Raw genomic sequence first — 14,089 nt, forward strand, 5'->3', positions numbered from 1 at the left:
ACCAGACTTCAGCGTTCTACTTGCATGTATTAGGCACGCCGCCAGCGTTCGTCCTGAGCCAGGATCAAACTCTCGTTAAAAGTTTTGATTCAAACTCAAGCTATCACTAGCTTTCCGTTTTATTGTTTTTTGTCATTGACGATTTATCTTTAGATAAATCACCCTGCACGTTTGGTTCGTCTTCTTTAATTTTCAAAGGTCTTGTCGTTATCGCGCTCTCGCGACAACTATCTTAGTTTATCATTTCTTGTGAACTTTGTCAACACTTTTTTGAAACTTTTTTTCGTCCCTCTGTTAACCAGTTCCTCAAGAGACAACTCAATCAGTTTATCATCTTCTGATGGTCTTGTCAACACTTTTTCGAAACTTTTTTTCGTTCCGCTGTTAACTAGCCCCTCAAGAGACAACTCAATTATTCTATCACGACTTATATACTTTGTCAACCGGGTTTTTGGGATTTTTTGGATTTTTTTACCTTTTTTAACTCTCTCTATTCTTCCAGTTCGTGATTTCCTTCTTGTAGACCCCGTACATATGCTCTCTCGTACAACTTCTAATGTCAATCCAAGTTTAAATGTTCAAACTTAGAAAAATCTTCCACATCAATACATAGTTTATTTTTGACAACGTTCCTTCTTTGTTAACTTTTCAGCAACAATGTGAAGAGCTATATAGCTGATATTCTTTCCTGTTTATTATGTAGTGGCCGAATTTGCTCCTCACCGACTTTATATCTAGGCTATTTTTCCAAAAACAAAAGTCGCTAGATTTTTCTAACGACTTTGTTATTATACGCGTTCAACTTTGCCTGATTTTAGTGCACGTGCTGAAGCCCAAACTTTTTTAGGTTTACCATCAATCAAAACAGTTACTTTTTGAAGGTTTGGTTTAACTGCGCGTTTAGTTTGGTTCATAGCGTGTGAACGGTTGTTACCTGATACAGTCTTACGACCAGTGAAATAACATACTTTAGCCATTGTATCTTCCTCCTCATTTGATCAAATATATCGGATGTGCTAGCACCACATACCATACTATTCTAACAGAAAAGATTGGACTTGGCAAGAATTATTTTCATTTTTATTTTTTTAAAGTATCTATACTCATAGGTAAATATTTTAACACTACTGTTTGCGTCCCATCCATAATTCTTCGTTCTCTAAGTCATTAGAGTCATAAAAACTTTGGAGCGGTTTATATTTTAACTGTTCTCTGCTCACTTCTATCATAGATTTCTTCATAGCGAGGAACTAGATTAAACTTAATCAACTACATAATAAAAAAGGATTCTCGAAAGAAAATCCTTTTTGGTTTAATCTAAGAAACTTATGCTTTGTTTACTTGAAATCTGAGATTTCTTCGCAGTTACATTAAGCTTTGTTCGCTGAACCGAATACGTCGATACGCTCTTCAACAGATGCTTGGATAGCTTTCACGCCGTCTGCCAAGAATTTACGTGGGTCAAAGAGTTTTTTCTTATCGTATTCTGCTTCGTTTGCTTCATAAGCCGCTGCAAACTTACGAGTTGCGTTTGCAAATGCGATTTGGCACTCAGTGTTTACGTTAACTTTAGCAACACCCAATTTGATTGCTTCTTGGATTTGTGCATCTGGAATACCTGAACCACCGTGCAATACGATTGGGAAACCTGGTACAGCTTCAGTCAATTTACGCAAGTGGTCAAGGTCAAGACCTTCCCAGTTTGCTGGGTATGGACCGTGGATGTTACCGATACCTGCTGCCAAGAAGTCAATACCAGTTGCAACCATTGCTACTGCGTCTTCAATTGGAGCCAATTCACCGCTACCTACGATACCATCTTCTTCACCACCGATAGTACCAACTTCAGCTTCAACTGAGATACCTTTAGCGTGCGCCAATTCTACAACTTCTTTTGCTTTTGCAAGGTTTTCTTCTACTGGAAGGTGTGAACCGTCAAACATGATAGAAGTGTATCCAACTTCGATACACTCAAGTGCATCTTCGTAGTGACCGTGGTCAAGGTGAATAGCAACTGGAACTGTAATGTTCATTGATTCAATCAAGTTTGCAATCAAGTTACGAGCTACTTTGTAACCACCCATGTACTTAGCTGCACCCATAGAAGTCTGGATAAGAACTGGAGCTTGCTTTGCTTCTGCTGCACGCAAGATAGCTTGAGTCCACTCAAGGTTGTTTGTGTTAAATCCACCAACTGCATAACCGTTGTCACGAGCTGCTTGGACAAATTTTTCTGCTGAAACTAATGGCATTTCGATAGCCTCCTAATATTTTTTGAGGTTGCACCTCATACTCTTCTATTCTACCATTTTTATTTTGAAAATGCTAGTTGAAACCGTCTAGTTTTGAGAAAACTTTCACATATCTTTTCATGAAAGCCATAATAATGCCTGTTTCGTATCATTCTTGTAATTTATGAACTAGCATATATCGTGCTCTGCACTTATCTAGATAAAGCAAAAGGACTAGCCTTAGCTAGTCCACTATGCGGAGAGTGGGACTTGAACCCACACGACCTAAAGCGGTCACAGGATCCTTAGTCCTGCGCGTCTGCCAATTCCGCCATCCCCGCTTAACACAAGAACTAGTATATCATTAGGGACTAGCCTTGTCAACACTTTTTTTGAATTTTATTTTTTATTTTTACCTTATTTTTACCTTTTTTGCCAAAACCTATTGATTTAGCTGATTCTTTTGCAATATTCTACTATATATAATGCTTAAAACCATCTAGACAATGATGCCATATGGGGGTGGTATTTCGTATTTTCTTCTATAAAATACTGACATCTTTTTCGTTTATTTATATAAAATATAAAAGAAGATTGAATAATACCAATCTTCTTCTATAACAGTTATACTTATTTTTCATTCTCCATAGCTGCTGAAACAAAGGCTGTATACAAACCTTCAGGGCGATTAGGACGAGATTGTAGTTCTGGATGGTATTGGCAGGCAACGAAGAATTTATTTTCTGGAATTTCAACAATTTCTACCAAACGGTTGTCTGGTGACACGCCTGAGAAAACAAAACCTGCTTTTTCAAATTGTTCACGGAAGTCATTGTTAAACTCATAACGATGACGATGGCGACGTTGTACAACTTCTTGATTATCATAAGCAGCTGCAGCCTTGGAGCCACGTTTGAGCTTGCTTGGATAAAGACCTAAACGGAGAGTTCCTCCTAAATCTTCCACTCCAATTTGATCACGCATGATGTCAATAATTGGATATTTTGTTTCTGGGTCTAATTCAAAGCTGTTAGCACCTTCTAAACCGAGAACGTGACGAGCAAATTCTACACAGGTCAGCTGCATTCCCAAGCAGACCCCTAGCATTGGCACGTCATTCTCACGAGCATAACGAATGGCTTGTATTTTCCCTTCTGTACCACGTTGTCCAAAGCCACCAGGAACGATAATTCCTTGTGCTTGTCCTAGACGTTCAGCTACGTTTTCTGCTGTCAAATCATTTGCATTGACCCAGTCCAATTCGATAGCAGCATCATTTGCATATCCTGAGTGTTTTAGAGCTTCAACTACAGAAATATAGGCATCTTGTAATTCTACATACTTACCAACTAAAGCGATTTTTACTTTTTTCTGGAGATTAAGAACCTTGTTTACCATTGCTGTCCACTCTGTCATATCTGCTGGAGGTACGTCGAGCTTCAAGTGATCGCAAACAATTTGATCCATGTTCTGCGCTTGCATATTTAATGGGATTTGGTAAAGATGTTCGACATCCAAGGACTCAACAACTGCTTCTGGAGCGACATCACAGAATTGTGCCAGTTTATTTTTAATTCCTTGTCCAGCAGGCTGCTCTGTCCGAATTACCAACATGTTTGGCTGAATACCTAGACCACGCAACTCTTTTACAGAATGTTGTGTTGGCTTAGTTTTCATTTCGCCTGCTGCTTTGAGATAAGGCAAGAGTGTTGTATGGACATACATAACATTGTCTGAACCGACATCTGCCTTCATCTGACGAAGCGCTTCAAGGAATGGCAAGCTTTCAATATCACCTACTGTACCACCTACTTCCGTGATGATGACATCTGCATCTGTAGTACGAGCTGCACGCTTGATTTTATCTTTCAAAGCATCTGTAATGTGTGGAATAACTTGAACTGTTGCCCCTAAGTATTCCCCTTTACGCTCTTTACGGAGGACTTCGCTATAAATTTTACCTGTTGTAACATTTGAATATTTGTTCAGGTTAATGTCGATGAAACGCTCATAATGCCCAAGGTCCAAGTCGGTTTCTGCGCCGTCGTCCGTCACAAAAACTTCACCGTGTTGATACGGACTCATTGTTCCCGGGTCAATGTTGATGTATGGATCAAATTTTTGGATTGTTACCTTGAGACCTCGGTTCTTCAATAAACGACCTAGGCTGGCTGCTACAATCCCTTTGCCGATAGAGGAAACAACGCCACCTGTTACAAAAATATACTTTGTCATGCAAACTCCTTTTCTACGATTCAGGCTAATAGGAAGCAATTTGTGGGGATACTTCCTGTTAACTTGAAGAAAAAACAAAAATAGCTCCCTATCGCTAGGGAGCTCCGACCTCAAAAGAGGTGCCCGATAATATCTTATCGTAATTTGGTAGTCTTGTCAAATTATTTTTAAGAATCTAGGGGGATATAATTCTTATTCGTCGACGACCTCTTCATCTGAATACTCGTCATCATCTTCACCTAAATCAACATCCTCTTCATCCAATTCGTCATCTGGGATAATTTCGTTGATTTCTGAATCATAGGACTCAACTTCATCTTTTTCGTCATCTGGATTTTCATCATCGTATTCTGATGATGCACTACCCGGATAGTTGTCCTCATCTTCTGGATCGTCATGTCCATAGTCAATCGCATCATCATCACCGTCCATAAAGGCATTGACGCGTTTCTTCTTGCGTTTTGGTGCATCTTCATCATCTTCTTCAAGAGTGATCACTTCTTCGTCGATCTCATCGATTGCGTACCATGAACGTAAGCCCCATTTGTTTTCGCCAAGCGGAATGAAGCTTCCATCCACATTCAAATCAGAATAGAAGGTTGGGAGGGCTGCGCGAATCTCGCTGTTTGATTTTTCAAGGTAGTTTTGAATTTCATTGACCAAGTCGTTGAAATACATTTCGTTGTCACGTCCACGTTCTTCCAAAATAGCACGGGCTACTTCAATCATGGAAAGTTCGCTTTTTTCTTGTCCTGCAAATACGTTAAGTTCCAAGGCTGTTCTCCTTTTTTGTCTTTCCTTTCTATTTTACGCTAAAAAAGGCAAATAGTCAAAGATAATCTTTATCGTTTTTCTGTAAAAAAATACCTGCAGAGCTCAGCGCTACAGGTATTTTGTTTACTATACTTGTTCTTCTAAACTTGGAAGGGAGATGATCCGTTTGACCCCATCCTTATCTACAAGTCGAACAACTTTGCTTGCTGCATCATATTCGAAAGCTTCAAAAGAAACTTTGTAACGGTCTGAGAGTGTGACCAGACTTTGTTCAAAGGTTTTGAAGTCCATGCCAAACTCTTCTGCTCTTCGTTTTAATTCTTCTGTAAACTCGTCAATTTCCTCGGTTTCTTCAGAAATAATTTCTTCATCACTTTCTTCCATCTCTGTTTCTTCTGTTGATTCAGATGGTGTATTTGGTGTAAATACTCCCCAGCCATCGTCTGAAACAGGGCGTTCTTGTGGATTAGTCATGTAGTATTTAACCGTTGCTAGGAAATCTTCTAAACTATACCCTTCAGGACTTCTTGCACTACCTTGGTCAAACCATTTAAAGGATACATAATGATAGTGATCTTGATGCGGAATTACCAGAGTCCCGTTGCGTACTTCGGTCGCATAGCCAGCATTGTAGGTCAGTGCTTCGAAAGGAACGACTTTCTTCGCTTCCACTCGGTTATAAATTTCCTCTGCTGTTTCTTTTGCAACTTGCGGCTGTTCTGGCGTTGTTGGCTCGCCTGCACTTGCTCCTGTTTCAGTTGGTGCAGGTGTTGACGGTGAACTAGAATTAGATTTCTCACGTTGAGCCACCATAGCCTCTGCTGGGATCAGCTCGCTTAAGTAATTCAAATCACTCTTGTTAATCCGACGGTAACCATCTGTAATCACACGTGGGATGCGATAGTTATCCGTACCTATTTTCACTTTGGGATCTAATAGGTCTGCTGGATCAAAAATATAGCCATCTTTCGTTGTATATTTTCCTGCTGCCTTAGCTTCTGCCAACTCTTCTGCTGAGTAAACAATTTGCCAATTTTTCAAACCTGCACGTTTCTCAATCGGTGTGACATTTTTCGCCAATTCTTCAGCATCTCGTTTATCAAGAAGAGTTTGTACAGCTTCCAATTCTTCTTTAGATAAATCTTTCTTGGAAATTGAACGTAGAGAACCTCCTGTCGCTCTTGGTAGACTGAACGCTTGACTAAAGACAAAACTTGCTGGATCTAGTACGTCTTCCGCCGAGAAGATATAGCCATCATTTGTTGCAAATTTCCCTTTTGCACGTGCATCCATGACTTCTTCTGCAGTGTGAATGATTTGCCAATTTTTCAAGCCTAAGCGGTTTGCTTTAGGTGTTGCATTTAGAATTGGAGGAACAAGATCCGTTGCTTCTCCATCACCATGTCCACTTGTAGTCCAAGCAGATGGACGAATTTCAGGATGTTGCATGATATAGCGGATCGTTGCAATTTGTTCCTTACTCAACCATGTGTAAGGTAGGACGTGGATGTGATCAATGTGTGGAATAATAAAGGATTGTCCAGTATCATAGGTTGCATTCGCTCCCTTCATCGGAATTTGATCCATACCGACCAACATGGCTGGTGTAAGATCTCCTTCTGCAAGCGGTGCAATATCAAAGATATACTGCTTATCTTTTTCTGCCAAGGTCAACTCAGCAAAAGAGATCTTCATCAAATCTAGTTCGTCACGACCATATGTATAAGTTTTTCCACCTACTTCCATTTCATAAACAACTTTTCCAGCCAATTTACGTTTAGCCGTTACTTGTTTGTATTCAAATGCAGGGCGATTTTCTTCTTGAATTGGTTTTACAGGTTTTGAATCATTCCCTTGACTTGGTGTTGTGGGTTTAGCATCGTTTCCTACTTGTTCAGATGTTTTCGGTAGCACTTGTTTGCCCGCCTTCTCATTAACCCATTCCTCTACTTGCTTGATTTCAAAATCTTCGAGTTCGCCAAAACCAACATAATGGAAATGATCTCCATGACTAGCTATCAGCCCTTGATCATCAACTGAGGTAATAGAGGATTTGCTAAAGATGTATCCATCACTTGTAAAATATGCCCTACCATCTAAACCTTTTCCGTAAGCAGGAATTTGACGTCCCATATAGGAAACCACTTTCCCTGTTGACTGCTTCGGTTGTGTTGGTAATACTGGTTGTGTAGGCGATACCGGTTGTGTTGTAACCGTGCCGATTGGTGTTACTGGACGATTTAGTTGTGTTGGTGTATGTTGGGAGTGACTTGCTTGTGCGCCAGAAGAAACACCTGCTCCATTTACACCAATCATTCGAGAAATCTTCTCTTCTAGAGGAGACATCTGGCTGTATGGAATAAAGTGGTAATGATCGCCGTGTGGAACGATGACACCTGCTGCGGTTTTCTTCGTAATCGTTCTTGGGTCAAATACCAATCCATCCGCTTCTACATGGCGTTGAGATAGGGGTGTTGCATCCAATTGAGCCAATAAACTAGCCAAATCCTGACCTTGCCCCGCACTAATTGTTGTCTGTTGAGCTCTATTATTTCTATCGCCATATTGACTACCACTAGCCGAGCTCACACTTCCTTTTTGATTCCAGTAATCTTGAGCAGCCTTCAATTCGGCAGCTGATAAATCTTTTTTAGGAATAAAGTGGAAATGGTCGCCGTGTGGAACGATAAAACCATCTCCCGTGTCTTCAATAACATCTGTCGGATTAAAGACATAGCCATCGTCTGTTCTGTAGCGGCCATCTTTACTATTTCCTGCCACCTGATTCTTACTGTCAGCAGAAGAGATTCCTTTTTGCCGCTCCACTTCTTCTTTGCTACGAACATTTTTATGTTTGCTAGGGTCTTTTAGATAGAGATAGTATTTCCCATCAACTTTTATGACGTAGCCATCCTGGACTTCATTGATGATGTGACTGTCTTGTAAGACATAGTTTGGGTCCTTCATGACCAACTCTTCACTAAAAATCGCATCAAAGGGGACTTTACCATTATAGTAGTGGAAATGGTCACCGTGTGATGTCACATAGCCTTGATCAGTAATTTTAACGACTATCTGCTCAGCGTCAATATTTTCCTTGGCAGAAACTTGATCAGGTGTTAATTGTTCAGCAACGGTAGTCTGTACACTTTGACTATCTTCAATATAGGACACACGATTTTTTTGCTCTTCCATCGCTTGGAAACGTCCAAGCTGATAGCTACAGAGACTCATCCCTAAAACAAGGGCGGCTACGGAGCCAACAACTGCTTTTTTCTTCATTTTTTCTCCTTTCGGTCGATAGAATTCGGCCTTTTATTTTAACTCTTGAGCTAATGTTTCTAAGACTTGCTCTAGATTGTCTAGATAGGTTAAATTATTTTCTGGATCTGCTTCAAGAGGATCCAACACTTTTAAATCTACACCTGTCGAACTCGCCAATGCCTTGGCAAGCTTATCCGAGGCACCTTTTTCTGTAAAAATTGTTTGCACATTGTAGGTGTCAACAAATTCTTTAATTTCCGCCAACTGTCTAGGACTTGGTTCTTCCTCAGACACCCCTGCTATCCCCAACTGCTTTAGACCGAATCGTTGGGCAGTATAGGAAAAGGCAGTGTGTTGAGTGACAAATGTTTTTGATGTGGCTTTTAAAAAGATTGGGCTATACTTGTCTGCCAACTTTTGCGCCTTTTCCTCTAAAGCTGCGGCATTTTGACGATAATAATCCGCATTCTTAGGATCACTTTCTGCTAAAAGTTCACCAATTGCAACAGCTTCCTGACCAACCAAAACTGGATCCAGCCATGTGTGGGGATCATATAAACTAGCTTCATCAATCCCTTGACCAGTTTCTATGTCCTCTAACCCTGGAACCTTTGTCAGCGGTAAATTTGTCGAAGCCTCCAAAACCTTGACAGATGAACCTTGCAAATTAGGTTCCAAACGTCCTGCCCAGGATTCCAAAATTCGCGAATGATAGATAAAAACATCTGCATCGTATATGGCCTTTATGTCCGCAGCCGATGGTTCATAAGAGTGTATGCCCTGTCTTGAGCCAATCATCCGAACATCATTCTTATCTCCCGACACTTCCTTAACCAGTGAATAAATCGGGTAAAATGAGGTCACAATCCGCATTCCTGACTGAACCTGACTAGCCTCTTTCTGAACCGAGCAAGCCATCAAGCACAAACCAGCTAGAACCGAAAGACAAGCTCCAAGTATTTTCTTTAGCATATTTCCTCCTTTTCACAAAAAACATTAACCAGTTAAGTTTATACCACAAAATAATTAACCAGTCAAGTGTTTTTTTAAAAATATATACTAATTTATCAAAAAACAAAAAGAAAACCCGACCAAGTCGAGTTTCCAAATAATTATTTTACAGTTGCAGTGCTTGTGATCACTTCTACAGCTTTCTTAACAGCGATGTCGTGTTTAAGCATTTCTGGTGAAAGCAAGCTACGTACTTGTGCGACTTCCATGTTGTAAGTTGCTGCCAAGTCTTCGATTTCTTTGTTGATTTCCTCTTCAGTTGCTTCGAAACCTTCTGCTTTCGCTACTGCTTCAACAACCAAGTTTGTCTTAGTACGTTTTTCAGCATCTGCTTCGTATTGCTTATGAAGGTCTTCACGAGTTGTACCAGTGATTTGGAAGTACATATCTGGTGAGATACCTTGTTGTTGCATACCACCCAAGAATTCATTGATGGCACGGTGAACTTCTTCGTGAATCATTTCTTCTGGCAATTCAACGATTTCAGCGTTTTCTACAGCTAATTCAAGAGCTGCTGATTCAACTGCATCATCAAAGGCAACTTCTTTTTCCGCTTCCAATTCTTTGCGGTATTTTGCTTTCAACTCATCAAGTGTTTCCACTTCTTCGTCGATGTCTTTTGCCAATTCGTCATCCAAAGCTGGAACTTCTTTTGCTTTTACTTCGTGGATTTTTGTTACGAAGAGGGCTGGTTTACCAGCAAGGTCAGCTGCTTGGTAGTCTTCTGGGAAAGTCACTTCAACGTTTACTTCTTCACCAGCTGTGTGACCAACCAATTGCGCTTCAAAACCTGGGATGAATTGACCTGAACCAAGTCCAAGTGAGAAGTTCTCACCTTTACCGCCGTCAAATTCAACACCGTTGATTGAACCTACAAAGTCGATAACAACTGTGTCGCCTTCAGCTGCTGGGCCTTCTTTGATAACCAATTCAGCCAAGTTGTTGCGTTCGCGTTCGATTTTTGCATCTACTTCTTCGTCAGATACTTCTTTAGTTGCTTCTACTGAAACTGCCAAGTTTTTGTAGTCACCCAATTTTACTTCAGGTTTTGTCACAACTTCAGCAGTGATTGTCCAGTCTTGACCTTTTTCCATAGACACAACGTCGATTTTTGGTTGTGCAACTACTTCAAGACCAGCTTCTGCAACAGCTGCTTCATAAGCTGCTGGCAAAAGAGCGTTTACTACATCTTGATAAAGTGCTTCTTCACCAAATTTTTGGTTGAAAACGGCACGTGGCAAGTGACCTTTACGGAAACCTGGAAGATTGATATCTTTCTTAACTTTGTTGAAAACGCGGTCCAATTCTGGTTTGATAGCATCTTGACCGATTGTGAAAGTCAAAACGCCGCGGTTTGTTTCTTTTGCTTCAAATGATACAGACATTCTGTCATTCTCCTTAAAATTTTATTGCATACTCTTCATTATAACACAATTGACAAGGATTTCAACGATTTTATAACGTACTTTTGGGAAATGGCAGAGCTGGGACTCATTGTTCTCATTTGGAATTTTTCGGCGTAGACTTTCTAAGTACAAACTTGGTTTTCAGAGTGGCAGATTGATTGGGCAAATCCCCATCAGTTTCCAACTTATCAATACTCCGACTATTCCTTGGTTCTATCGTCTATAAAAGTCATCATCCGTTCAAATGCTTTGGCAGACACCGGGTCATTTCGTAAATTCGCCACAAAACCATGTGGCTTTTCAAGCCCTTCTTCTGCTAAAGGATCGACCAATTCATTTTCAACTCCCGCTTGCTTCAAGGCCTTATTGAGCGACACCATATCTGTCCGATACTCGCTTCCCAGAAGGAAACTAGCTGGGTAGTCCTTGTTCACATGTGAAATCGGGTTATAGGCATTGATTTCTTCCTCACTTAGATAGATTGTTTCTGAAACATAATTTCCAACCAACATCTTCGTACCTAAGCTAAATTTAGCGTAATCTAAGGGAGCATCATCGATGACCAAAGCCTTGACCTGTTCTTTTGCAATACTTGGTTCAATGTTCAATAGCTGAGCGTAATCATTGTTGGCTAAGACACTACCATATTGTGCTACCATGATGGCACCTGCTGATGAACCCATCAAGACGACATTGTCCATGTTCAAATGGTATTCTTCAGCGTGTTCCTTCATGTAGGCAATGGCCTGATTCATCTGAATCACAGGCGTTGGAAAATGATAGTCTGGAACAAGGGCATAGTCAACATTGACCACATTATATCCTTTTGAAACGATATCGTCAATGAGGTAGGTCGCTTGGCTAGCAGCCAGTGGGTCACCCATATTTTTACTCCCTCCAAAGAAACCACCACCGTGGAAATAGAAGAGGGTTGGACGGTCAGCTTCAAAATTTTGGTCTGGATAGGTAATATCTAAAAAGCTGTTAGGATAGTCCTTGCTATAGGCAATCTCACTTTTCAAATACTGACCATTCTCTTTCAGACCATCAATGGGGGCATAAAGAGGACTGTAAGAGTTCGGTGAACTTTCCTTGTACATAAACGATTGAATGACACCGACCATCAACTGCGGATGATTGGTAACCGACACATAAGCAATGATACCGAGACTAGCTACAATCCCAAGGATCCATAAGATGATTTTTTTAAATTTTTTCAAGCTATTCTCCTAATCTAATAGTTCTAACCCGTAACTCTTTACCTCTCCGTTAACCGCATCATCCAGCCATTCTGCCACACTCTTGTCTTGAGACATAGGGGTAAAGAATGTTGAGAAGTTAATGGTGGTGTGCTGAGTAGCTGTGGTCTTTTCATCTTGACCATAGTTCCAGATAAAAATACCCACACCCTCAATCTGAGTTTGAAGCTCTTGTGCCATCTGTTTGAGCCTGATTTGAAAGTCATCACTGCTCGCTTTTGTTGCATCTGCTAGTTTCCCGTAGTCAATATATGCCTGATATTGCCGAAGAACTCCATCTCGATAGGAAATATCAAACAATATCTTAACACTATCCCCGCGTTTCTCATGGAGGGCTACTAAGCTATCTAAAACAATATTATCTGAATGCAGGCGGTCACTAATAGAAGTCGGTGTCTTCCAGACATTTTCTGCTATGCTTTTCCAATTATCATGTCTCAAAAAGGAACTGTCCACTGCAACGGTGACATTTTTCGCTGTCGGAAAATGAGAAATGACATCATCCGCTAGCAGCGAGGTCGCAAATCCGCCAGCTGAAAATCCAGTCACCAGAAGCGTATCGGGATTGCCTATGTGAGCCTTGGCTGCTGCTAAAATACTCATCAGATTGGAATAACCTTGGTGATGGACTACTTGCTCTTTCCCCTTGTCATCTATATATGAGAAGTTTTGGGTCCCTGCATGAAAATCTCCTGTCCCATAAGGAAGGACAATCATGGTCCAGTCCTTAAATGGATTGTCTTCCTGCGGACTTCCAATTCCCCAAGTTGCGACATAATCTTGATGGCCAGTTGTGGTCGCAAAATAGCGTGTGCCACCACTAGCAGTCTCTTCATTGATACTAACACCTCCACCGAAGAAATAGACCATCACCTTATCCTTCTCTTTACCGATACGAAGCAGGCCATGTGCCTGATTGCCCTGAGAATCTACAACCCCTTCGGGACTGAGGCGGTACCATTCGTTCACTTGTGGGGTCTGATCAACAAGCTCAGGAGCTGACCAGCCAAATGTCTTTTTGTAGGCAATAAAACCAAGCAAAGCTAAGGTAGCTATTACAGCTGCTACTATTTTCCAAACTTTTTTCATACTTTCTTTTTTCTGTCCTTTATGGTATATTTTTGGAAACAAGTGTTTCGTTTTTATCAGTATAGCAGATGAACAGTGGGAAAACCAGTCCCAGCTCTGCTATTTGCCCAAAAGGAAACAAAGGAAAGGAAGTGTTTCGCATGGAAAGAGTGAAGCGGAAAGAGTCGTTATTTGTGGAGAGTGTCGTGGAGGCTCTGTGGGAGTTGCTAGAAGACAAATCCTTTGAAAAGATTAGTGTGTCTGAGTTGGTGGAGCGAGCCGGTATCGGTCGAGTGACTTTTTATAGGAACTTTTCTAATAAGGAAGAGGTTCTCGAACGGTCCTTCAACTTGGAATTGCAAGCCTGGTTGACCGAGCGGCAGATTGACTTGTCGGATTGGTCAGATGCTCACCTCTTACTAGCTTTACGGCAATTTTTTGACTTTTGGTATGAGCAACAGGATAAGATTCGCTTATTGACAGCCAACCATTTGGACTACTTGCTCGAGGAGGTCTTGGATCGCTATTTCAAAGAAAGACTGGGGGACATGACCGATGATTTTCACCTGCAATTTATTGTGGGAGGATTTTTCCGAGTGCTGAAAACCTGGGTTGCTAGAGGCTGTAAGGAAAGCCCTGATGACATCATGCGGTTGATGGGAGAGCAATAGGGCAAGCTTATCAACATTCTTGACCAAACCAAGCAAGCAAAAAGACTTAGACAACTGTTTTTCAGTCACTCTAAGTCTTTTTGTGTATAGTGAGGATGGGCAAAAAGCCCAGGACCACTACTCAGAGTTCGTGTCAACATCTCAGCGCAGTGGTTGATTGGGTTTAACAG

Annotated in this window: 10 protein-coding genes, 1 tRNA gene and 1 rRNA gene; 1 reads left to right on the top strand and 11 read right to left on the bottom strand. The window is 41.0% G+C overall.

Annotation, left to right across the window (positions count from 1 at the left end):
- From SST111_RS04970 to SST111_RS05025, 11 genes are all read right to left on the bottom strand, one after another.
- A 16S ribosomal RNA gene (locus tag SST111_RS04970) occupies positions 1 to 80 on the bottom strand; the annotation flags it as partial.
- Between the two features lie 708 nt (positions 81 to 788).
- A complete protein-coding gene (gene rpmB / locus SST111_RS04980; protein WP_001140948.1) occupies positions 789 to 977 on the bottom strand; it encodes a 50S ribosomal protein L28 in 189 nt (62 codons plus the stop codon).
- Positions 978 to 1,370: 393 nt separating this feature from the next.
- On the bottom strand, positions 1,371 to 2,252 hold the full coding sequence (locus SST111_RS04985) for a class II fructose-bisphosphate aldolase (RefSeq protein ID WP_011922635.1): 882 nt from the start codon (positions 2,250 to 2,252) through the stop codon (positions 1,371 to 1,373).
- 234 nt (positions 2,253 to 2,486) lie between these two features.
- Positions 2,487 to 2,572 (bottom strand) — tRNA-Leu (locus tag SST111_RS04990).
- 289 nt (positions 2,573 to 2,861) lie between these two features.
- Positions 2,862 to 4,466, bottom strand: a complete 1,605-nt coding sequence (locus SST111_RS04995) for a CTP synthase (protein WP_099810237.1) — start codon at positions 4,464 to 4,466, stop codon at positions 2,862 to 2,864.
- A 192-nt stretch (positions 4,467 to 4,658) separates the two neighbouring features.
- Positions 4,659 to 5,240, bottom strand: a complete 582-nt coding sequence (gene rpoE / locus SST111_RS05000; protein WP_004195758.1) for a DNA-directed RNA polymerase subunit delta — start codon at positions 5,238 to 5,240, stop codon at positions 4,659 to 4,661.
- A 126-nt stretch (positions 5,241 to 5,366) separates the two neighbouring features.
- Positions 5,367 to 8,522 carry a pneumococcal-type histidine triad protein gene (locus SST111_RS05005; protein ID WP_099810238.1) on the bottom strand — a complete coding sequence of 1,052 codons (3,156 nt, stop codon included), beginning with the start codon at positions 8,520 to 8,522 and terminating at the stop codon, positions 5,367 to 5,369.
- A gap of 33 nt (positions 8,523 to 8,555) precedes the next feature.
- Positions 8,556 to 9,476, bottom strand: coding sequence for a metal ABC transporter solute-binding protein, Zn/Mn family (locus SST111_RS05010; protein WP_099810239.1), 921 nt, complete (start codon positions 9,474 to 9,476; stop codon positions 8,556 to 8,558).
- A gap of 140 nt (positions 9,477 to 9,616) precedes the next feature.
- A complete protein-coding gene (gene tig / locus SST111_RS05015; protein WP_099810240.1) occupies positions 9,617 to 10,900 on the bottom strand; it encodes a trigger factor in 1,284 nt (427 codons plus the stop codon).
- Between the two features lie 221 nt (positions 10,901 to 11,121).
- On the bottom strand, positions 11,122 to 12,141 hold the full coding sequence (locus SST111_RS05020) for an alpha/beta hydrolase (protein WP_099810241.1): 1,020 nt from the start codon (positions 12,139 to 12,141) through the stop codon (positions 11,122 to 11,124).
- Positions 12,142 to 12,150: 9 nt separating this feature from the next.
- Positions 12,151 to 13,269, bottom strand: a complete 1,119-nt coding sequence (locus tag SST111_RS05025; RefSeq protein ID WP_099810242.1) for a pectin acetylesterase-family hydrolase — start codon at positions 13,267 to 13,269, stop codon at positions 12,151 to 12,153.
- A gap of 140 nt (positions 13,270 to 13,409) precedes the next feature.
- Between SST111_RS05025 and SST111_RS05030 the strand changes: the two genes are divergently transcribed.
- The gene (locus tag SST111_RS05030; RefSeq protein WP_024409496.1) at positions 13,410 to 13,919 is read left to right on the top strand and encodes a TetR/AcrR family transcriptional regulator; all 510 of its coding nucleotides are present in this window, start codon (positions 13,410 to 13,412) and stop codon (positions 13,917 to 13,919) included.
- Positions 13,920 to 14,089 lie beyond the last annotated feature (170 nt).

The organism is Streptococcus suis YS161 (genome assembly GCF_002760245.1).
Classification (GTDB): Bacteria; Bacillota; Bacilli; order Lactobacillales; family Streptococcaceae; genus Streptococcus; species Streptococcus suis_I.

Coding starts and splice junctions, on each gene's coding strand:
- SST111_RS05005 (WP_099810238.1), bottom strand. CDS start 8,522: ATGAAGAAAAAAGCAGTTGTTGGCTCCGTAGCCGCCCTTGTTTTAGGG.
- SST111_RS05025 (WP_099810242.1), bottom strand. CDS start 13,269: ATGAAAAAAGTTTGGAAAATAGTAGCAGCTGTAATAGCTACCTTAGCT.
- SST111_RS05030 (WP_024409496.1), top strand. CDS start 13,410: ATGGAAAGAGTGAAGCGGAAAGAGTCGTTATTTGTGGAGAGTGTCGTG.
- tig (WP_099810240.1), bottom strand. CDS start 10,900: ATGTCTGTATCATTTGAAGCAAAAGAAACAAACCGCGGCGTTTTGACT.
- SST111_RS04985 (WP_011922635.1), bottom strand. CDS start 2,252: ATGCCATTAGTTTCAGCAGAAAAATTTGTCCAAGCAGCTCGTGACAAC.
- SST111_RS04995 (WP_099810237.1), bottom strand. CDS start 4,466: ATGACAAAGTATATTTTTGTAACAGGTGGCGTTGTTTCCTCTATCGGC.
- rpmB (WP_001140948.1), bottom strand. CDS start 977: ATGGCTAAAGTATGTTATTTCACTGGTCGTAAGACTGTATCAGGTAAC.
- SST111_RS05010 (WP_099810239.1), bottom strand. CDS start 9,476: ATGCTAAAGAAAATACTTGGAGCTTGTCTTTCGGTTCTAGCTGGTTTG.